The following is a 19,594-nucleotide window of genomic DNA, read 5'->3' on the forward strand; positions in this document are numbered from 1 at the left end:
CGTTACTGACGAATTTCGCCAGTAACGAGCCACGCATGACTCCTCAGGTGAGGTCGGCGAACTCCTCGACGTCCTCGCGACGGCCCGCCACGACGAGGATGTCGTCGGGGTGCACCACGGTCTCCGCGGTGGCGTAGGTGAAGCCCTGTCCGGCGCGCTTGATCCCCACCACCGTGACGCCGTACTTGCCGCGCAACTTCGTCTCGCCGAGTGCCTTGCCGATGGCCTCCACGGGCGCGGTCGTCTTGACGATCGCGTAGTCGTCCTCGAACTCTATGTAGTCCAGCATGCGGCCGGTCACGAGGTGGGCCACCCGCTCACCCATCTCGTGCTCCGGCAGCACGACGTGGTGCGCGCCCACACGCTCCAGGATCCGGCCGTGCTGCCTGCTGACCGCCTTCGCCCAGATGTTGGGCACGCCCAGTTCCGAAAGCAGCGACGTGGTGAGGATGCTCGCCTCGATGTCGCTGCCGATGCCGACCACGGCCCTGCGGAAGTCGGGCACGCCGAGCTGCCGCAGTGCCTCCGGGTCGGTGGTGTCGGCCGCGACCGTGTGCGTGAACGCGTCGGCGAACCGTTGCACCCTCTTGGGATCGCGGTCGATGCCGAGCACCTCGCTGCCACCCCTGGTCAGTTCGGTCGCCAGCGAGCTGCCGAACCGGCCGAGCCCGATCACGACCACGCGATGAGTCCTGTTGCGACTAGCCAACGATCGGCCTCTCTTCCGGTAGTTCGTAACGCCGGGTGCGCTCGCGCAGCGCGAGCGCCGACGCGAGCGTGATGGGGCCGAGCCTGCCGAGGAACATCAGCGCCGTCAGCACGAGCTCGCCCGCCGTCGACACGTTCGCGGTGATCCCTGTGGACAGTCCCACGGTCCCGAACGCCGACACCGCCTCGAACAGGACGGCCTCGAGACCGAACGGGGTGAAGGTCAGCAGGAGCAGCGTTCCCGTCACCACGGCCCCGACGCTGAGCAGGGCCACCGACAACGCCTGTCGCTGGGTGCTCGCGGTCAGCCTGCGCCCCATGACGTGCACGGTCGGCTCGCCGCGGATCTCGGCGAGGATCACGAACGCGAGCAGGGCGAACGTCGTCACCTTGATACCGCCCGCGGTGCCCGCGCTGCCCCCGCCGATGAACATCAGCATGTCGTTGACGAACAGGGCGCCCGACTCCATCTGCCCGATGTCGAGGCTGTTGAAGCCCGCCGTGCGGGGCATCACCCCGTGCGTGAGCCCGGCGAGCAGCTTGCCGCCGATGCCGAGCCCGCCCAGCGTCTCGGGGTTGTTCCACTCGGCGGCCGAGATCGCGACCGTCCCGACCACGAGCAGGGCCGTCGTGGTGAGCAGGGTGATCTTCGCGTGCAGCGACCAGCGCTTGCGGCCCCGGCGCCGCCGCCAGATCTCCACCCACACCGGGAAGCCGAGTCCACCCGCGACTACCGCGACGATGATGGGCAGGCAGATCCAGGCATCGGTGGTGAACCGCATCAGGCTGTCCGGGTACAGCGCGAACCCCGCGTTGTTGAACGCCGAGATCGCGTGGAACACGCCGAAGTAGACGGCCTGCCCGGTGTCGTAGCCGTACGCCAGCCCCAGCCTCGCGGCCAGCACCACGCTCGTGACCGCCTCGAACGCGAGGCTGATCAGCACGACACCGGCGACGACGCGCCGCACCTGGCCGAGGTCCAGCGCCTTCGTCTCGGTCTGCGCGGTCAGTTGCAGGCGCAGCCCGAACCGGCGGGCGACGAGCAACCCGAGCAGGGAGGCGATCGTCATGATGCCGAGGCCGCCGACCTGGATCAGGCCCAGGATCACCAGCTCGCCGAACGTCGACCAGTGCGACGGGGTGTCGACGACGACCAGACCCGTGACGCAGACCGCGGACGTGGCGGTGAACAGCGCCGTGACGAAGCCGGTCTGCGCACCGGGTTCCGCGGCGGCGGGCAGCAGCAACAGCAACGTGCCCATCGCGATCACGGTCGCGAACGCGGTCACCACCACCCGTGCGGGATGCCGCCAGCTGGGCAGGAGCCGACGCAGCACCACCCGCGCGACGTCAGTCGTCACCCGGGTCCCCCTGCGCTCCATGGATCACGGTTCGCCAGCGTATGCCCGTCGCGGGGTTGCGGGCGTCCCCAGCGCACAGTTGGGTGAGTGGTATGCGGCACAACGCGCAGGTGTCACCGTCGGTCACGGGACGCGTGCTCGACGTGCTCGACGCGTTCTCCGCGGACCGCCCTGTGCTCACGCTGTCCGAGCTGAGCAGGCGGGCCGGGCTGCCGTTGTCGACGGCCCACCGGCTCGTCCGCGAGCTCACCGACCGCGGCGCGCTCGAACGGGACGAGCGCGGCGGGTACCGGATCGGCCTGTGGTTGTGGGAGGTCGCCTCGCTCGCTCCGCACGGTCCCGGCCTGCGGGAGAGCGCGATGCCGTTCCTGGAGGACCTGTACGAGGCGACGCACCAGAACGTGCAGCTGGCGGTGATGGACGGCGCCGAGGTGGTCTACCTGGAGCGGATCTCCGGGCGCAACGCCGTGCGGATCCAGTCGCGGGTCGGTGGCAGGCTGCCCGTGCACGCGACGGGCGTCGGCCTGGTACTGCTGGCCTACGCGCGGCCGGAGGTGCAGGAACAGGTGCTCGCCGCGCCGCTGAAGCGGTACTCGCCGGGGACCCTCGCCACGCCGGAGTCACTGCGCAGGGCGCTGGCCGACGTGCGGCGGGACGGCTTCGCGATCAGCGACGGGCAGATCGAGCCGCACGTGATCTCGGTGGCGGCGCCGGTGTACGGGGCCGACGACACGGTGCGCGCCGCGATCTCGATCGTGGTGCCCAAGGAGGGGACCGACGCCCGGTCCCTGGTGCCCGCCGTGCGCGCGGCCGCCAGGGGCATCTCCCGCGTGCTCGGGGCACCGCGAGCCACCCGGGTGGCCCACGACGCGCACCGCGAGACCCACCGACCACGCCGCTGACTGTGGACAAAGGCTTCCATTGGCCGGAAGGGGTGGTGGCCGGGGGACGACCTCGCGACGCACCCTGGCCGGGCAACGGCGCGGACGAACGGGAGGAATCGGTGACCGACACCCAGGTAGGCATCATCGGGGCGGGACCCGCGGGACTGCTGCTGTCGTACCTGCTGCACCTGGAGGGCATCGACGCCGTGGTGCTCGAGACGCGCAGCCGCGAGTACGTCGAGCAGCGGGTCCGGGCCGGGGTGTGCGAGCAACCGACCGTCGAACTGCTCCGCGAGATCGGCGTCGGCGCCCGGCTCGAGGAGGAGGGGATGCCGCACCACGGGCTGTCCCTGCGTTTCGACGGCGAGGACCACCGCATCGCGCTCACCGAGCTCACCGGGAAGTCGATCACCGTCTACGGCCAGCAGGAGATCGTCAAGGACCTGATCGCCGCGCACGTCGGCAAGGGGCTGCCGGTGGAGTTCGAGGTGTCCGGCGTCGCACTGCACGATCTGGACACCGAGCGGCCGAGGGTGACCTACACCGACGCGGGCGGCAACGCGCGGGAGCTGACCTGCGCGGCGATCGCGGGCTGTGACGGCTTCCACGGCGTCAGCAGGCCGTCGATTCCCGGCGACGCCCTGCGCACCTACGACCACCAGTACCCGTACGCCTGGCTCGGCGTGCTCGCGCGCACGCCGCCGTCCCACGAGGAGCTGATCTACACCCGGCACGAGCGCGGGTTCGCGCTGCACAGCATGCGCTCACCCGAGATCACCCGGCTCTACCTCCAGGTCGACCCCGGCGAGCCGATCGAGAACTGGCCGGACGACCGGATCTGGACGGAACTGCGGCACCGCCTGGAGACCAGCTCGGCCGACTTCGTCCTGCGGGACGGGCCGGTCCTGGAGAAGAGCATCACGCCGATGCGCAGCTTCGTCGTCGAGCCGATGCGGTACGGCAGGTTGTTCCTCGCCGGGGACGCCGCCCACATCGTCCCGCCGACCGGCGCCAAGGGGATGAACCTGGCCGTCGCCGACGTCCGCAACCTCGCCCGCGCCCTCGCGCCGCTGGTGCGGCGGAACGACAGCGGCCTCGCCGAGTCCTACTCGGACACCTGCCTGCGGCGGGTGTGGCGGGCCGAGCACTTCTCCTGGTTCATGACGTCGATGCTGCACCGCGATCCCGCTGGCGACGAGTTCGCCGAGCGCCTGCACCTGTCGCAGCTGCGGTACGTGGCCTCGTCCACCGCCGCCGCCACCAGCCTCGCCGAGAACTACGTGGGCCTGCCCTTCGACTGGTAGCCACTCGTGAGTGAGAAACGTTGTTCTAACCACGTTTCTCACTCACGAGGCGGGGCGGTCAGGCGGGGTGCTCGGGACGGCCCTCGGTCGCCCACTCCGTGTGGAAGGTGCCCGCACGGTCGACCCGCCGGTAGGTGTGCGCGCCGAAGTAGTCCCGCTGTCCCTGCACGAGCGCGGCGGGCAGGCGCTCGGCACGCAGCCCGTCGTAGTACGCGAGCGCGGTGGAGAAGCCGGGCGTGGGGATACCGAGCCGGACGGCGGTCGAGATCACCGAGCGCCACGAGTCCTGCGCGTCCTCGACGGCCTTGCGGAAGTCGCCGCTCGTCAGCAACGTCGGCAGCGCGGGCTCGGCCTCGTAGGCCGCGCGGATGTCGTCGAGGAACTTGGCGCGGATGATGCACCCGCCGCGCCAGATCGACGCGACCGCGCCGAGGTCGACGTTCCAGCCGTACTCGGCGCTGCCCGCCTGGATCTGGTTGAAGCCCTGGGCGTAGGCCACCACCTTCGACGCGTACAGCGCGCGTTCCACGTCGTCGGCGAACCGTTCGGCCGCGGCGCCGGACAGCGGGGCGCGCCGGGGCCCGGCGAGCCCTTCCGCGGCGGCCCGGAGACCGGTGTGGCCGGAAAGCGACCGCGCGAACGTCGCCTCGGCGATGCCGGTGATCGGGATGCCGAGGTCCAGGCCGATCTGCACGGTCCAGCGCCCGGTGCCCTTCTGCTCCGCCTGGTCGGCCACCACGTCGACGAACGGCCTGCCCGTCTCGGCGTCGGTGTGTGCCAGCACCTCGGCGGTGATCTCGATGAGGTACGAGTCGAGCCGGCCGGTGTTCCACGTGCGGAACACGTCGGCGATCTGGGCGGGCTCGTAGCCGAGCGCGCCGCGCAGCAGGTCGAACGATTCCGCGATCAGCTGCATGTCGGAGTACTCGATGCCGTTGTGCACCATCTTGACGAAGTGGCCCGCGCCGTCGGGGCCGACGTGGGTGCAGCACGGCGTGCCGTCCACCTTCGCCGCGATGTCCTCGAACAGCGGGCCGAGCGACGCGTAGGACTCCTTCGAGCCGCCGGGCATGATGCTCGGGCCGTGCAATGCGCCCTCCTCGCCGCCGGAGACGCCGGTGCCGACGAAGTGCAGGCCGCGTTCGCGGAGCGCGGCCTCGCGGCGGCGGGTGTCGGCGAAGTGCGCGTTGCCCGCGTCGACGAGGACGTCACCCGGCTCGAGCAGCGGCGCGAACTCCTCGATCACGGCGTCGGTCGGTTCACCGGCCTTGACCATGATCACGATCTGCCTCGGCCGCTCCAGCGCGTCGACGAACTCCCGCGCCGAGGAGGTGGGCAGGAAGGTGCCCTCGGAGCCGAACCGCTCGACGAGATCGCGGGTGCGTTCGGTGGAACGGTTGTGCAGTGCGACCGTGTGCCCGTGCCGGGCAAGGTTCCTGGCCAGGTTCCGCCCCATCACGGCCAGACCCGTGACGCCGATGCTCGCCTTGTTCGTCATGCCCGCACCTTACGCCGAAGAGGCGATTCGAAGTCGGCGGCGGGAAGAGGTAACGTCATCACGCCATGGCCAGCACCGTTACGTCCCGCCGCAAGCAACTCGGCAACGAGTTGCGGCACGCGCGTACCTCGGCGGGCTACACCCAGCAGCAGGTGGCCGACATCCTCGGCTGCACCCAGGGCAAGGTCAACAAGATCGAGTCCGGTGCGGTGGGCGTCAAGCTGGGCGATGTCCGCGCGATGCTGGACACGTTCGGCATCGAGGGTGAGGAGGCCGATGCCTTGCTGAGCCTCGCGCGGGCGGCGGCCGGGCAGCGCGGCCACTGGTCCGGTTACCGGTCGGTCGTGCCGCACTGGTTCCGCACGTTCACCGACCTGGAACCGGCCGCGGCGGAGATCATGACGTGGCACGGAGAGCGCATCCCGGGGCCGCTGCAGTCCGAGCACTACATGCTCAAGCAGTTCACCGAGTTCGGCGCCACGGACGTGACCTCGCTGGTGCGCAACCGGCTCGACCGCAAGGCCGTGTTCGACCAGCAGCAGCCGCCGTACTACCGCTTCATCATCAGCGAGTCGGCGCTGCGGCGGGCGCCGGGCGGCAGAGCGCCCGCCGTGATGCTCGACCAGTTGGAGCACATGCTGGAGCTGGACCGCAGATCCCGCGTCTACATCCACGTGCTGCCGTTCGACGCGAAGCTGGCCGCGGTGCCGAACGACTTCACGATCATGCGCTTCCCCGACCGCACCCGCGACTTCGTCTACATCGAGCATTCCGCGGGCGGCATCTACCTCGACGACATGAAGGACTTCCAGCTGTTCGTCGACGCCTGGGACCGGCTGCGCGGCGCCGCGCTGGAGCGGCAGGAGACCCGGCAGTTCCTCAAGGAGCTCGCGGAGACCTACCGCGAGGAGTTCAACGCCTGACGGTCACGCGCGGCAGAGGGTGCGCAGCGCGAAGTGGTCCTCCAGCAGCACGAGCGGCCGCGCCTGGGACCGGGTGCCCGGACCGCGGCCGCTGCCCGGCTCCGGCTCGCCCGGCCAGCGCCGCCCCGAGCGGCGGGTGGACAGCTTGAGCAGGGCGAGGCCGAAGTTCGACCCGAGCCCTCGGGTGGCGGGCTCCACGTCGGCCGGCTCCGCGACCCCGTGGGTGGTGCTTGCCGGGGTCACGTCGAGTCGTACGGCCATGTGTGAGCTCCATCCCCAGTGATTTGCGTCCGGACCACTCCAGCGGATAGTAATAATCCTACTCTCGGATTAATCACGCTGTCGAGCCAGTTGATCGAAGTTCGCACGGATGGCGGCATCGGTCAGCTGGTTTCGAGTATGGGGCGACGAAAGTGTGCACCAGTGGGGCACGCGGTTCGCGTCCGCCAACCAGGCACGGAGGTACGGCCATGGCCGATTATGCTGCGCAAACGGATTACGACCCGGCCACGGCGGCGAGCATGTTCGACGCCGCGGGCTGGCAGAAGTCCTTTGCGAGCGAGCCCAACGGCGGCAACTGTGTCGAGGTCAACCTGGGTGCGGACAGAGTCGGCGTGCGCGACACGAAGCTCCGCGACAGCCCGGTGTTCGTCTTCGGACGGCAGGAGTGGCAGGCGTTCCTCGTCGCCGTGAAGGCGGGCCAGTTCGATCTTCCCGGGTGATCCCGGACACAGCCCGGCCCGCGTGGGCTGTGAATCGGCTCACGCGGGCCCGGGCCGGCGATCACCTCGCCGCCGCGCACGGCGGCGAGGTGATCGTGACCAGCCATCCGGGGGACGCCGGGTGGACCGGCACCCGCCCGCCGCCACGTGCTCCCGGCGGGTGCGTACACTGGGTGCCGGACCCCCGCGGCGTCCACCCTGTGAACCTCCCCAGGGCCGGAAGGCAGCAAGGATAAGCAGGCTCTGGCGGGTGCGGGGGTCCCCTTTTGCCCGTGTGGCGCTCCCCGCCGATCGGCGTCGGTGCCTGCCGGTACTCTCGCGGCGTGGCACTCGCGCTGTACCGGAAATACCGTCCGGCCACGTTCGCCGAGGTCGTCGGGCAGGAGCACGTCACCGAACCGCTGCGCACCGCACTGGCGGCCGGGCGGATCAACCACGCCTACCTGTTCTCCGGCCCCCGCGGCTGCGGCAAGACGTCCAGCGCGCGGATCATGGCGCGCTCGCTCAACTGCGCCGAGGGGCCGACGCCCGATCCGTGCGGCACGTGCGACTCGTGCCGCGCGCTCGCCCCGGAGGGGCCGGGCAGCGTCGACGTCACCGAGCTCGACGCGGCCAGTCACGGTGGTGTCGACGACGCACGTGAGCTGCGGGACCGGGCGTTCTACGCGCCCGCGGAATCGCGCTACCGCGTCTTCATCATCGACGAGGCCCACATGGTCACCACGCAGGGCTTCAACGCCCTGCTGAAGATCGTCGAGGAACCGCCGGAACACCTCATCTTCATCTTCGCCACCACCGAGCCGGACAAGGTGCTCACCACCATCCGCTCGCGCACCCACCACTACCCGTTCCGGCTGATCCCGCCGAGCGCGATGCGGGAGCTGCTGGAACGCAACGTCGAGGCGGAGGGCGTGCCCGTCGAGCCTGCGGTCTATCCGCTGGTGGTGCGGGCGGGCGGCGGCTCGGCCAGGGACACGCAGTCGGTGCTGGACCAGCTCCTGGCCGGGGCCGGTCCGGACGGCATCACCTACGACCGCGCGGTCGCGCTGCTCGGGGTCACCGACGTCGCGCTGATCGACGACATGGTCGACGCCCTCTCGGCGGACGACGCGAAGGCCGTCTTCGGCACCGTCGAGCGGCTCGCCGAGGCCGGGCACGACCCGCGCCGGTTCGCTTCCGACCTGCTCGACCGGTTGCGTGATCTCGTGCTGCTGCGCTCGGTGCCGGACGCCGCCTCCTCCGGCATGATCGACGTGCCGGACGAGCAGCTGAACCGAATGGTCGCGCAGGCCGAACGCCTCGGACTGGCCACGCTCACCCGCTATGCCGAGATCGTCCACAACGGACTACTGGAGATGCGGGGAGCCACGGCACCGCGGTTGCTGCTCGAACTGCTCTGCGCCCGGATGCTGCTGCCCGCCGTCTCGGACAGCGAGGAAGCGCTGCTGCAGCGGCTCGAGCGGCTGGAGCGCCGGGTCACCGCGGGCGGTCCCGCGCAGGCAGCGGCCGGGTCCACGGCGCCGCCGGAGCGTACCTACGAGCGGCCGAGCCGGGCTCCGCAACCGGCGGCTCCCGCACCGGCGGAGCAGCGCGAGCAGGCCGCCGCGAGTCCTGCCCCGGCTCCGGCCGCGCAGCGCCCCGGGGAGCCCGAGCCACCCGCCGCTCGGGAGGCCGAGCCGCCCGCCGCGGCGTCCTCGGTCCGGCCCGGACCGGAACCCGAACCCGAACCGGAACCCGCCGCCGAGCCCGGTCAGGTGGACGCCGCCGCACTACGCCAGTACTGGCCCCAGCTGCTGGCCACGGTGCGCAAGATCAGCCGCAGCACGGAGGCGATGCTGACCAACGCCACCGTGCACAGTGTCGAGGGCTCCACCGTGGTGCTCACGCACACGGCGGCGCCGCTGGTGCGCAGGCTCTCGGAGCCGCACAACGCGGACCGTATCGCGGCGGCGCTCGGGGAACTGCTCACCGGGGAGTGGCAGGTCCGGTGCGTGCACGCGGGAGCCGAGGGGGAGGCCGCGGCGCAGCGGGCTCGGCAGGCGCCGTCGCGTCCCGCGGCCGCCCCGGCGGCACAGCCAGCCCAGCGGCCGGAGCCGAGGCAGCCCACGCCGGAGCGGCCCCAGTCGGAGTCACCCCCGCAGGCGCAGCCGCAGCGGCGGCCCGTTCCGGCCCAGGGCGAGCCGGACATCCCGCTGCCGCCGGAGCCTGAGGACGAGGACGAGCCGCCGATGGACCAGCCGGCGGCCGAGGGTTCCGCGGCGGTCCCCCGGCCGGAACCGGCCGACCCGCACGAGCGGGCCCACAAGCTGCTGTCCGACCACCTGGGCGCCCGCCCCATCGACTCGTGAGTGTTCTCCGTGGTGAGAACCACGGTTTTCACTCACGAGCCAGGTAGGCCAGGATCCCCGTCGCGATCGCCTCGGCGTAACGCTGCCTGCCTGCCGGGCTGGACATCGCCGCGGCCTCACGGGGGTCCCGCATGTTGCCGCACTCGACCAGTACGGCTGGCCGCTCCGACAGGTTGAGCCCGGCCAGGTCGTCCCTCGGCGCGAGGCCGTCGTCGCCGAGGTAGTTCGAGGCGGGGAAGCCCGCTCCGGTGAACGCGCCGCGCAGCGCTCGGGCGAGCCGCAGGGACGGCTCGCCCTGCGCGGCGTTGAGGGGCGGTGCCGAGTAGGCGATGTGGAAGCCGCGGGCATCCGCGGCCGTGGCGCCGTCGGCGTGGATCGACACGACCGCGTCGGCACCGGCCTCGTTGCCGATCGCCGCCCTCCGGTCGACACACGGCCCCACCCCGTCGTCGCGGTCACGGGTCCGGACCACCCGGACGTCCCGCGCCGCCAGGAGGCGGCCGATCCGCCGGGCGACGTCGAAGTTGAACGCGTGCTCGGCGTATCCGGCTTCGGTGGCGGTGCCCGTGGTGTTGCACGCCTTCGTCCGGCCGCGCCCGGCGGGGACCTGCCTGTTGATCGCGCCGGGTGCGCCCGCGTTGCCGCCGTTGTGTCCGGCGTCGAGCACCACCACCGGCGGGCGGGCGGGGCGCGCCGTGGTCGAGGCGGTCGACGTGACGGCGGTGGTCGCCGCGGTGCTCGTGGCGGTGCCGGGCGCGGCCGTCGTCGTCGGCGCGCGGTCGGCCACCGTGGTGGGGACCGGTCGCGGGGCGGCGGCCGGGTCGGGCGTGCCGCAGCTCAGCAGCGACAGGCCGAGGAGCGACAGCAGGAAGCCTCGACGCAGCACGGCTCACACGGTGCCACATGCGCTGCGGCTACGCTGGGGGCACGTGCACAGGAAGCGATGAGATCGGAAGCCGAACATGGTGCAACCCGGCGGTGGAATGCCCGACATGCAGCAGATCCTGCAGCAGGCCCAGCAGATGCAGGAACAGCTCGTGTCGGCGCAGCAGGAGCTCGCGGCGACCGAGGTCACCGGCACTTCCGGCGGCGGTCTCGTGACCGCGACGGTCACCGGGGGCCTGGAGCTCAAGAACCTCACGATCGATCCCCAGGTCGTGGACCCCGACGACACCGAGACGCTCGCCGACCTCGTGGTCGCGGCCGTCCGGGACGCCACGAGCAACGCGCAGAAGCTCACCGAGGAGAAGCTGGGCCCGCTGGCAGGCGGCCTCGGCGGCGGCATGCCCGACCTCGGCAACTTCGGGCTTCCCGGGCACTAGCTTGTACGAAGGCGTCGTCCAGGACCTCATCGACGAGCTCGGGCGCCTGCCCGGGATCGGTCCGAAGAGCGCCCAGCGCATCGCGTTCCACCTGCTCGCCACCGACCCCGCGGACATCGGCAGGCTGCAGGACGTGCTCGGCAAGGTGCGGGAGGGCGTCCAGTTCTGCGAGATCTGCGGCAACGTCTCCGAGCAGGAGAAATGCCGTATCTGCCGGGACAGCAGGCGCGACACGAGCCTGCTGTGCGTGGTGGAGGAGCCCAAGGACGTCCTCGCGGTGGAGCGCACCCGGGAGTTCCGGGGCCGCTACCACGTGCTCGGCGGTTCGCTCGACCCGCTGTCCGGTGTCGGGCCCGACCAGCTCCGCATGCGGGAGCTGCTCGCCAGGCTCGGCGCGGAGGAGGTGTCCGAGGTGATCATCGCGACCGACCCGAACACCGAGGGTGAGGCCACCGCCACCTACCTCGTCCGCATGCTGCGCGACTTCCCCGGTCTCCGGGTCACCCGGCTCGCCTCCGGCCTGCCGATGGGCGGCGACCTGGAGTTCGCCGACGAGCTCACCCTGGGTCGCGCGCTGTCCGGCCGCCGCGCCCTCTGAGGTGCGAGTGGGCGCGCTGGTGGACGGCGTGCTGGCGGCCGAGCCGCGGCTGGGGGCGGTCCGGGTGCTCGCGATCGACGGGCCCTCGGGGTCGGGCAAGACGACGTTCGCCCGCGAGGTCGTGGCCGAACTCCGCGCCCGAGGTGCCCGCGTGGCGCTGGTCAGCACCGACGACTTCGCCACCTGGGACGATCCGGTGGGCTGGTGGCCCCGGCTCGCCGACGGCGTGCTGCACCCCCTCGCGCACGGCGAGCCCGGCCGGTACCGCCGCATGGACTGGACCGGTGGCCGGCCGCGGCTCGGCGGGTGGGTCGAGGTCGCCGTACCGGACGTGCTCGTGCTGGAGGGCGTCTCGGCGGGCCGCGCCTCCGTCCGGCCGCGGCTGTCCCTGCTCTGCTGGGTCGAGGACCCCGACGAGCGGGCCCGCCTGAACCGTGCCGTCGCGCGTGACGGCGAGGAGTCCCGGCCGTACCTGGCCGACTGGCAGAGGTTCGAACACGGCTGGTTCTCCGCCGACCGCACCCGCGACCATGCCGATGATGTCCGAATCGTGAATTCTCACTGAAGGTGGCGAAACTCGTCGCGCAGCGTCGCGTATCCGGATCGTGATCTCCAGAATTCGGTGTCACGGCCACTACTGACTAGGGTGCGTCCCAACGCATGGGATACGGACAACCCGAGGTGTGTGTAAATGACCAGGACACGATCCACCCGGTCGGTACTGCCGCGGCGGTTGACGCGAGCGGGCATGGCGGGCGGAATCGCCCTCACGATGGTGCTTTCCGCCTGCTCAGGTGACGGCGGCGACCAGGGCGGAGGCGGCGATGGTGGTGGCATCATCGTCGGCACCAATGACGACGTGCCTTCGCTCGACCCCGCCGAGTGCTACAGCTACATGTGCGGCACGATCATCGACAACGTCGGCGCGACGCTGGTCAGCTACAAGCCCGGCGAGACGGACCCGAGTCCGGACCTGGCCGAGTCGGAGCCGGAGATCAGCGAGGACGGCAGGACCTACACCTTCACGCTGCGGGAGGGCGTCAAGTTCCACGACGGCTCGGACCTGACCAGCGAGGACGTGAAGTTCTCGCTCAACCGCGCCAAGTGGATCGCGCACCCGGACGGCGCCAGCTTCCTGCTGGGCGGCATCGAGAGCATCGAGACCCCCGACCCGCGGACCGTGGTGTTCCAGCTCAGCGAGCCGGACATCACCTTCGGGGCCAAGCTGGCGTACAACGTGGCCACCATCGTCCCGTCGGACGGCGCCTACCAGTCGCCGGACGGCCCGCTGCCGGAGGACACCCCGCAGGAGGAGAAGGACTCCTTCCTCAACCAGGACCTGGTCGCCGCGGGCCCGTACACGCTCGAGGAGTTCCGCCAGAACGAGTCCATCCAGCTCAACAAGTTCGCGGATTACTTCGGTGACCCCGCGAGCAACGAGCGGGTTCTGGTGCGGTTCTTCGCCGAGAGTTCCCAGATGCAGGCGGCCCTGCAGTCCGGCGACATCGACGTCGCGTTCCGCCACCTCACTCCTGAGCAGCGGCAGAGCCTGCAGAACAGCGAGAACGTCAAGACCGTCGAGGGCGAGGGTGCCTCGATCAGGTACCTGGTGTTCAACATCGACCCGAAGCACCCGACGATCAGCGACGTCGACGTCCGCAAGGCGATGGCCGCCGCGATCGACCGGCAGCGTCTTGTCGACAACGTGCTCGCCGGTGGCGCCGATCCGCTGTACTCGATGGTCCCGCCGCTGTTCGAGGACGCCCACGTGCCCGCGTTCCAGGATGTCTACGAGGGCAGCGAACCGGGCAACTTCCTGGACGAGCCGGTCACCGTCGACCTGTGGCACGAGTCGAGCGGTCACTACGGCGACACCGAGACCGCGCTCGCCCAGGAGATCGCCAGGATGCTGGAGGAGAGCGGCATGTTCACGGTGAACGTGCAGAACGCCGAGTGGGCGCAGTACTCCGACAACAACGCTCCGGCCGCCACCAGCCCGTACGCGTCCTACCTGCTGGGCTGGTACCCGGACTTCCTGGATCCGGACAACTACATCCAGCCGTTCTACTCCTCGCAGGGGTACACGCAGAACTACAAGAACCAGCGGATGGACCAGCTCATCGCGGACGAGCAGACCGCCGAGCAGTCCGACTCGCCACAGCGGATGGAGACGTTCGAGCAGATCCAGCAACTGGCGGCCGAGGACGCACCGATCATTCCGCTGTACGTCGAGACGCCGTACGCCTTCGCCAGGCAGAACATCAAGGGGCTGGAGGAGACGATGGACGCCTCCCAGGTGTTCCGCTTCTACCTGCTGTCGAAGCAGTAGCGGACGCCGTGGTGTAACCCCTGTCCGGACGGACTCGGCGGCCTGCCCGGCCGCCGGGTCCGTCCCGGTCTGGAGCCCACAGCGCCCATGAGGCCCATAGAGGCCCGTAGAGGAAGGTCCTGGCAGGCGTGAAACCTGGTTCATTGGGCCGCTACATCGTTGTTCGGCTGCTGCTCGCCATTCCGATGGTGCTGATCCTGCTCACCTTGGTTTTCTTGCTGTTACGCGCGATTCCTGGTGACCCGGTGACGGCGACATTGGGCGGGCGCGCGACGCCGGCGCAGATCGAGGCGGCCCGGGAGGCGATGGGTCTGAACGACCCGTTGATCGTGCAGTATCTCGAGTACATGGGCGGCGCGTTGACCGGCGACTTCGGTACTCCGGTCACCGACCCGCGCGGCGTGGTCGAGATCGTGGCCGAGACGGCGCCGGCCACCATCGAGCTGGCCCTGGCCGGGATGCTGGTGGCCGTCACGGTCGGCATCCTGGTCGGCGGCCTCGCCGGACGACTTCGCGACACCCCGTTCGACATCGGGGGGCGGCTGTTCGGCATCATCATCTTCGCGGCCCCGGTGTTCTGGACCGGCCTGCTCGCGCAGCTGTTCTTCGCGGTCAAGCTGGGCTGGCTGCCGAGCAGCGGACGAGCGGGAGGGTTCGACCAACCGGAGTGGATCACCGGGTTCTACGTGCTCGACTCGCTGCTCACCTGGGACATGGCCGCCCTGGAGAGCACGCTCGAGCACCTGATCCTGCCCGCCGTCACCCTCGGGCTGCTCGTCGGTGGCATCTTCATCCGTCTCGTGCGGGTCAACATGATGCAGACCCTGCGCTCGGACTACGTGGAGGCAGCGCGGGCCAGAGGGTTGCGCGAGCGCAACGTGCTCTACCGGTACGGGTTCAAGACCGCGCTGATTCCGATCGTGACCATCATGGGGCTGCAGTTCGCACTGCTGCTCGGCAACGCGGTGCTGACCGAGCGGACGTTCAACTGGCCGGGCCTGGCGCAGGCGCTGGTCGACTTCATCGGGCAGCGCGACTACGCGGCGGTGCAGGGCATCGTCACGTTCATCGCGCTGGTGATCGTGGGCGTCTCGTTGCTCATCGACATCATCACCGGGCTGGTCGACCCGCGAGTGCGGTACTGAGGAGGTTGCCCGCATGAGTACGGAGAATGTGGACGCCGTCGGACCGGTCCGGAACGACCCGACACCGGGTGAGCAGAAGACGGGGGTGCGGGCGCGGCTGTCGCACGCGTGGCGGCCGTTCCGGCGGGCCAGCCGGGTGTCCAGGGTGCTGATCTTCAGCGGCCTCGGCATCGTGGTGCTGTTCCTGCTGATGGCCTTCGTCGGTCCGCTGCTCTACGAGTACGGAGGTACCCAGTACCGCGTCGAGGTGGCGCCGGGCGAGTTCGAGCCCATCAAGGCACTGCAACCGCCGTCGGGTGAGCATCCGCTCGGCACCACGCGTGACCAGTTCGACGTGCTCGCCAGGATCATCGACGGGGCCAGCCTCGCGTTCGCGGTGATGGCGCTCGCGGTGTCCATCGCGATGATCGCCGGCGTGACCCTCGGGCTGCTCAGCGGCTACCGTGGCGGACCGATCGACCGCGCGCTGGTGACCATGATGGACGCCGTCTACGCGTTCCCGGCACTGGTCCTGGCGATCATCACCGCGTTCGCGCTGTCCGCCATCATGAGCCCGGGTGTGGTGCCCGCGGCCGCCGCCGTGGGCGTGGTCTACATCCCCCAGTACTTCCGGGTGGTCCGTAACCACACGCTCTCGGTGAAGCAGGAACCCTTCGTCGAGGCCGCGCGCTCGATGGGCGCGAAGGAGCGCACCGTCCTCGGGCGGTACGTGTTCTTCAACGTGGTGCAGACGGTGCCGGTGATCCTGACCCTCAACGCCGCGGACTCGATCCTGGTCCTGGCCTCACTGGGCTTCCTCGGCTACGGCGTCCCGCCACCCACGGCCGAGTGGGGCTACGACATCTCCCGCGCCATCACTGACGTGCCGGCCGGCATCTGGTGGACGGCGCTGTGGCCGGGTCTCGCCATCGTGATCCTGGTGACGGCACTGACCCTGGTCGGTGAGGGCCTCAACGACGTCATCAACCCGCTGCTGCGCAGCAGGGGCAAGACCGGGCCGAAGATCGAGCCCGCCCCGCGGGAGGACACGCCCGCCGAGGACCACACCGCCGGCGCCGCCACCGGTGCGGCGGGCAGCGCACCGCAGGCCGCACGGCCCTCGGTGGCGGTGCGTGGCCTGCGCGTCGGGTACCGGACACCGGACGGACCACTGTGGGCGGTCGACGACGTCAGCTTCGACATTCACCCCGGCGAAAGCCTCGGCCTGGTCGGTGAGTCCGGCTGCGGCAAGTCGTCGCTCGGCCGGGCGCTGATGCGGCTGATGCCGCCGGGCGGCGTGGTGCGCGGCCGGGTCGAGGTGGCGGGCGAGGACATGGTCGGACTCTCGGAGTCCCGCCTGCGGCGCAAGCGGGGCGAGGACCTCGGCCTCGTCTTCCAGGAGCCGATGACGCGGCTCAACCCGCTGCTGAAGATCAGCGACCACTTCATCGAGATGATCCGCACCCACCAGCCGGACGTGTCGAAGGCGGAGGCACTCGAGCGCGCCCGCGTCGCGCTGTCCCAGATGGGCATCCCCCCGACGCGGGTGGAGTCCTATCCGCACGAGTTCTCCGGCGGTATGCGGCAGCGCGCCATGATCGCCCTGTCCATCGCGCTCGAACCGAAGGTGATCGTGGCCGACGAGCCGACGACCTCGCTGGACGTGATCGTCGAGTCGCAGATCCTGGATCTGTTCGGCCGGTTGCGTTCCGAGCAGCAGATCGGGCTGCTGCTGGTGACCCACAACCTCGGCCTCGTCGCCGAGACCTGCGACCGGGTCGCGGTGATGTACGCCGGCAAGATCGTCGAGATCGGACCGGTGGAAGAGATCTTCAACGATCCCAAGCATCCCTACACGCGAGGGCTGCTGGCTTCCACCATCTCGCTGGAGACGACCGAGCTGCATTCCATCGAGGGTTACCCGCCCAACCTGACCGATCCCCCGCCGGGTTGCCGCTTCGCTCCGCGGTGCCCGTACGTGATGGACCACTGCACCGACGCGGTGCCCCGGCTGACCGAGACCAATCCGGGCCAGCACACCGCCTGCTACCTCTATCCGGGAGCGGGCGCACCGGTCCCGGAGGGTGTGCGTGCCCCGGAAGGCAACCCACAGGAGACGGGAGTCTGATGAGCGAGGACGAGCCCACGGCCGTTGTGTCCGGCTCGGACGGCGACCGTGGCGAGCCACTGCTCTCCGTGCGTGACCTGAAGACCCACTTCGTCCAGGGTGGCAAGCTGTTCGGGCGCGGCGGCGAGACCGTGGTGAAGGCCGTTGACGGCGTCAGCTTCGATGTCCACCCCGGCGAGGTGTTCGGGCTCGTCGGGGAGAGCGGCTCCGGCAAGAGCACGCTGGGGCGGTCGATACTCAAGCTGGTGCAACCGACCTCGGGCGAGGTGCGCTACCGCGGGCGTGACCTCATGCCGTTGCGCGAACGGGAGATGCGCCCGCTGCGCCGCGAGCTCGGCCTGATCTTCCAGGACCCGAATGCCTCGCTGAACCCGGCGATGACGATCGGGCAGGGGGTCGGGCATCCGCTGCACATCCACGAGATGGTCAGCTCGCGGGCGGAGGCGCGCAAGCGGGTGATCGACATGCTGGAGCGGGTGGGCCTGCACCCGGCGGAGAGCTTCCTCGACCGCTACCCGGAGGATCTCTCCGGCGGGCAGAAGCAGCGACTGGTGATCGCGCGGACGTTGATCACCGAGCCGAAGTTCGTCGTGGCCGACGAGCCGGTCGCCGCGCTCGACATGAGCGTGCGGGCCCGGGTGCTCGAGTTGATGCTGGAACTGAAACGGGACCTCGACCTCACCTACGTCTTCATCACCCATGACCTGGCGACGGCGCGGTTCCTGTGCGACCGGATCGGCATCCTCTACCTCGGCGAGTTCGTCGAGCAGGGGCCGTCGGAACTGCTGTTCGACGATCCGCGACACCCGTACACCCGCTCGCTGCTCTCGGCGATCCCGCTGCCCGACACGCGGCGGCGGGACCGGGTCAAGGTGCTGCCGCGCGGTGAGATCCCGGACGCCTCTCGCCCGCCCGCGGGCTGCCGGTTCCATCCCCGCTGCCCCGACGCGTTCGAGGTCTGCGGTTGGCAGGGCCAGGACCTCGTCGACGCGATCGAGGACCGCTGGACGAAGGTGGACCGGGACACGGCTGACCGGGAGCTGGAGTTGCTCGGCAGGCTCGGCGACGCCGAGGTGGCGACCACGTTCGTCCGGTTCCCTTCGCGCGAGCCCGACACTGTCGCCGAATGGCTGCGCTCGGTCGGCCCGGAACTGCCCGCGAACGTGTTCTCGGCCGTCACCGGGGTCGAGGTCGAACCGGGCGGCGTCGTCGTCCGGTTCGGGCCGGGACCGGAACCGGGTGTGCAAAAGGTGGCAGGCCGGGATGTCGCCTGCCACCTGCACGGTGTCGTCGTGCGCCGTGACGGGGTGCATGTCGGCGATCCGGCGGAGGCCGAGGCAGCCGCTACGTCTCGGTGACCACCCGCTCGGCTCGTGAGTGAGAAACATGGTTTGAACCACGTTTCTCACTCACGACCCGGCGCTGGAAGGACCCCAGCAGCACACCGGCCACCACGATGGCGCTGGCCACGAGTTCCACGGCGGTCGGGCGCTCGCCGAGCACCAGGAACGCCAGCGTCATGCCCACCACCGGGACCAGCAGCGAGAACGGTGCCACGACCCCGGCCGGATGGCGTCGCAGCAGCGTGCTCCAGATGCCCGAGCCCGCGATCGTGCCGAGCAGCACGACGTAGGCGAGCCCGGCCAGCGACACCCACGCGCCGGGCTCGCCGAGCGTCGTCAACGCCCGCCACTGCTCGGCCGGGCCCTCGAACACCAGCGACAGAGCGAACATCGGCAGCGGCGGCACGACCGACATCCACAGCGTGAAGTGCAGCGGGTTCTGCGGCCTGGCCTGGCGGGAGCAGAGGTTGCCCGCCGCCCAGCTCAGCGCGCCGAGCAGGGTCAGCACCACCGGCAGCAGCGCCGCGTGCTCGGCCCGCTGCCAGGCGATCGCGCACATCCCGGTGACCGCGAGCGCGATACCCGCGACCTGCCTCGCGGTGGGCCGTTCCCGCAGGAACAGCATGCCGAGCAGCACCGTGAACGGCGCGGAGGCCTGCAGCACCAGCGAAGCCAGGCCGGTCGGCATGCCGACATCGAGACCGACGAACAGGAACGCGAACTGCAGGGTGCCGAACCCGAGGCCGTAGCCGACGAGCCAGCGCAGGCGCACACCGGGCCACGGAACCAGCAGCACCGTGGGGATCGCGATGACGAGGAAGCGGACCATGCCGGCGAACAGCGGGGGAAAGTGCGTGAGCACGGCGTGGATGGCGAGGAAGTTGCAGCCCCACAGCACCGCCGTGAGGGCGGCGAGGAGGCGGTCGCGGACGGGCACGGGTCCACTCTGCGCGAGCCGACTGTGAAGCACCAGCGAGATTGTTTTCAACAACCTTTCAGATG

General features: G+C 70.5%; 18 protein-coding genes and 1 other RNA gene. 13 read left to right on the plus strand and 6 right to left on the minus strand.

Features of this window, described 5'->3' with window-relative positions:
- Positions 1–43: 43 nt before the first annotated feature.
- Positions 44–682 carry a potassium channel family protein gene (locus tag B0I33_RS25285; protein WP_106181368.1) on the minus strand — a complete coding sequence of 213 codons (639 nt, stop codon included), beginning with the start codon at positions 680–682 and terminating at the stop codon, positions 44–46.
- 19 nt (positions 683–701) lie between these two features.
- Entirely contained in the window at positions 702–1,970 is a 1,269-nt protein-coding gene (locus B0I33_RS25290; protein WP_245901063.1) for a TrkH family potassium uptake protein, read from the minus strand.
- 191 nt (positions 1,971–2,161) lie between these two features.
- Here B0I33_RS25290 and B0I33_RS25295 point away from each other — a divergent pair, with 191 nt between their 5' ends.
- Both B0I33_RS25295 and B0I33_RS25300 read left to right on the plus strand, forming a co-directional pair.
- Positions 2,162–2,971: an IclR family transcriptional regulator gene (locus B0I33_RS25295; RefSeq protein WP_106181370.1), complete on the plus strand. Its 810-nt coding sequence runs from the start codon at positions 2,162–2,164 to the stop codon at positions 2,969–2,971.
- 101 nt (positions 2,972–3,072) lie between these two features.
- On the plus strand, positions 3,073–4,257 hold the full coding sequence (locus tag B0I33_RS25300; protein ID WP_106181371.1) for a 4-hydroxybenzoate 3-monooxygenase: 1,185 nt from the start codon (positions 3,073–3,075) through the stop codon (positions 4,255–4,257).
- Positions 4,258–4,315: 58 nt separating this feature from the next.
- Here B0I33_RS25300 and gndA read toward each other — a convergent pair whose 3' ends face one another.
- Positions 4,316–5,755 carry an NADP-dependent phosphogluconate dehydrogenase gene (gene gndA / locus B0I33_RS25305; protein WP_106181372.1) on the minus strand — a complete coding sequence of 480 codons (1,440 nt, stop codon included), beginning with the start codon at positions 5,753–5,755 and terminating at the stop codon, positions 4,316–4,318.
- A gap of 65 nt (positions 5,756–5,820) precedes the next feature.
- Between gndA and B0I33_RS25310 the strand changes: the two genes are divergently transcribed.
- The gene (locus B0I33_RS25310; RefSeq protein ID WP_106181373.1) at positions 5,821–6,678 is read left to right on the plus strand and encodes a helix-turn-helix domain-containing protein; all 858 of its coding nucleotides are present in this window, start codon (positions 5,821–5,823) and stop codon (positions 6,676–6,678) included.
- A 3-nt stretch (positions 6,679–6,681) separates the two neighbouring features.
- Here the strand turns inward: B0I33_RS25310 and B0I33_RS30080 are convergent, their stop codons facing one another.
- Positions 6,682–6,939, minus strand: coding sequence for a hypothetical protein (locus B0I33_RS30080; RefSeq protein WP_181193447.1), 258 nt, complete (start codon positions 6,937–6,939; stop codon positions 6,682–6,684).
- A 209-nt stretch (positions 6,940–7,148) separates the two neighbouring features.
- Between B0I33_RS30080 and B0I33_RS25320 the strand changes: the two genes are divergently transcribed.
- From B0I33_RS25320 to B0I33_RS25330, 3 genes are all read left to right on the plus strand, one after another.
- Complete coding sequence (locus tag B0I33_RS25320) at positions 7,149–7,400, plus strand: DUF397 domain-containing protein (RefSeq protein ID WP_106181375.1); 252 nt, start codon at positions 7,149–7,151, stop codon at positions 7,398–7,400.
- A 175-nt stretch (positions 7,401–7,575) separates the two neighbouring features.
- Positions 7,576–7,668, plus strand: an RNA gene (gene ffs / locus B0I33_RS25325) — signal recognition particle sRNA small type.
- Positions 7,669–7,723: 55 nt separating this feature from the next.
- The gene (locus B0I33_RS25330; RefSeq protein ID WP_106181452.1) at positions 7,724–9,748 is read left to right on the plus strand and encodes a DNA polymerase III subunit gamma and tau; all 2,025 of its coding nucleotides are present in this window, start codon (positions 7,724–7,726) and stop codon (positions 9,746–9,748) included.
- Between the two features lie 28 nt (positions 9,749–9,776).
- Here the strand turns inward: B0I33_RS25330 and B0I33_RS25335 are convergent, their stop codons facing one another.
- The gene (locus B0I33_RS25335; protein ID WP_245901050.1) at positions 9,777–10,634 is read right to left on the minus strand and encodes an N-acetylmuramoyl-L-alanine amidase; all 858 of its coding nucleotides are present in this window, start codon (positions 10,632–10,634) and stop codon (positions 9,777–9,779) included.
- A 76-nt stretch (positions 10,635–10,710) separates the two neighbouring features.
- On the opposite strand from B0I33_RS25335, the gene B0I33_RS25340 reads away from it, so the two are divergent.
- The 7 genes from B0I33_RS25340 to B0I33_RS25370 all read left to right on the plus strand — a co-directional run bounded on the left by B0I33_RS25340 (position 10,711) and on the right by B0I33_RS25370 (position 18,607).
- Positions 10,711–11,070 carry a YbaB/EbfC family nucleoid-associated protein gene (locus B0I33_RS25340; protein ID WP_106181376.1) on the plus strand — a complete coding sequence of 120 codons (360 nt, stop codon included), beginning with the start codon at positions 10,711–10,713 and terminating at the stop codon, positions 11,068–11,070.
- Between the two features lies 1 nt (position 11,071).
- The gene (gene recR, locus B0I33_RS25345; protein ID WP_106181377.1) at positions 11,072–11,668 is read left to right on the plus strand and encodes a recombination mediator RecR; all 597 of its coding nucleotides are present in this window, start codon (positions 11,072–11,074) and stop codon (positions 11,666–11,668) included.
- A gap of 7 nt (positions 11,669–11,675) precedes the next feature.
- A complete protein-coding gene (locus B0I33_RS25350; protein WP_425440520.1) occupies positions 11,676–12,233 on the plus strand; it encodes a uridine kinase family protein in 558 nt (185 codons plus the stop codon).
- Between the two features lie 126 nt (positions 12,234–12,359).
- Positions 12,360–13,997, plus strand: a complete 1,638-nt coding sequence (locus B0I33_RS25355; RefSeq protein WP_106181378.1) for an ABC transporter substrate-binding protein — start codon at positions 12,360–12,362, stop codon at positions 13,995–13,997.
- A gap of 128 nt (positions 13,998–14,125) precedes the next feature.
- Positions 14,126–15,142: an ABC transporter permease gene (locus tag B0I33_RS25360; protein WP_281259456.1), complete on the plus strand. Its 1,017-nt coding sequence runs from the start codon at positions 14,126–14,128 to the stop codon at positions 15,140–15,142.
- Between the two features lie 13 nt (positions 15,143–15,155).
- A complete protein-coding gene (locus B0I33_RS25365; RefSeq protein WP_106181379.1) occupies positions 15,156–17,249 on the plus strand; it encodes a dipeptide/oligopeptide/nickel ABC transporter permease/ATP-binding protein in 2,094 nt (697 codons plus the stop codon).
- Entirely contained in the window at positions 17,249–18,607 is a 1,359-nt protein-coding gene (locus tag B0I33_RS25370) for an ABC transporter ATP-binding protein (RefSeq protein ID WP_106181380.1), read from the plus strand. The genes B0I33_RS25365 and B0I33_RS25370 overlap by 1 nt, the downstream gene beginning before the upstream one ends.
- Here B0I33_RS25370 and B0I33_RS25375 read toward each other — a convergent pair.
- Positions 18,594–19,529 carry an EamA family transporter gene (locus B0I33_RS25375; RefSeq protein ID WP_106181381.1) on the minus strand — a complete coding sequence of 312 codons (936 nt, stop codon included), beginning with the start codon at positions 19,527–19,529 and terminating at the stop codon, positions 18,594–18,596. The two genes, B0I33_RS25370 and B0I33_RS25375, sit on opposite strands and share 14 nt — an antisense overlap.
- Positions 19,530–19,594: the final 65 nt, after the last annotated feature.

The organism is Prauserella shujinwangii (assembly GCF_003001955.1).
Classification (GTDB): domain Bacteria; phylum Actinomycetota; class Actinomycetes; order Mycobacteriales; family Pseudonocardiaceae; genus Qaidamihabitans; species Qaidamihabitans shujinwangii.

Bases quoted from the DNA above. Each gene is read 5' to 3' on its own strand.
- B0I33_RS25340 (WP_106181376.1), top strand. From the start codon at position 10,711: ATGGTGCAACCCGGCGGTGGAATGCCCGACATGCAGCAGATCCTGCAG.
- B0I33_RS25355 (WP_106181378.1), top strand. From the start codon at position 12,360: ATGACCAGGACACGATCCACCCGGTCGGTACTGCCGCGGCGGTTGACG.
- B0I33_RS30080 (WP_181193447.1), bottom strand. From the start codon at position 6,939: ATGGCCGTACGACTCGACGTGACCCCGGCAAGCACCACCCACGGGGTC.
- B0I33_RS25370 (WP_106181380.1), top strand. From the start codon at position 17,249: ATGAGCGAGGACGAGCCCACGGCCGTTGTGTCCGGCTCGGACGGCGAC.
- B0I33_RS25365 (WP_106181379.1), top strand. From the start codon at position 15,156: ATGAGTACGGAGAATGTGGACGCCGTCGGACCGGTCCGGAACGACCCG.
- B0I33_RS25290 (WP_245901063.1), bottom strand. From the start codon at position 1,970: ATGGGCACGTTGCTGTTGCTGCTGCCCGCCGCCGCGGAACCCGGTGCG.
- B0I33_RS25295 (WP_106181370.1), top strand. From the start codon at position 2,162: ATGCGGCACAACGCGCAGGTGTCACCGTCGGTCACGGGACGCGTGCTC.
- gndA (WP_106181372.1), bottom strand. From the start codon at position 5,755: ATGACGAACAAGGCGAGCATCGGCGTCACGGGTCTGGCCGTGATGGGG.
- B0I33_RS25320 (WP_106181375.1), top strand. From the start codon at position 7,149: ATGGCCGATTATGCTGCGCAAACGGATTACGACCCGGCCACGGCGGCG.
- B0I33_RS25310 (WP_106181373.1), top strand. From the start codon at position 5,821: ATGGCCAGCACCGTTACGTCCCGCCGCAAGCAACTCGGCAACGAGTTG.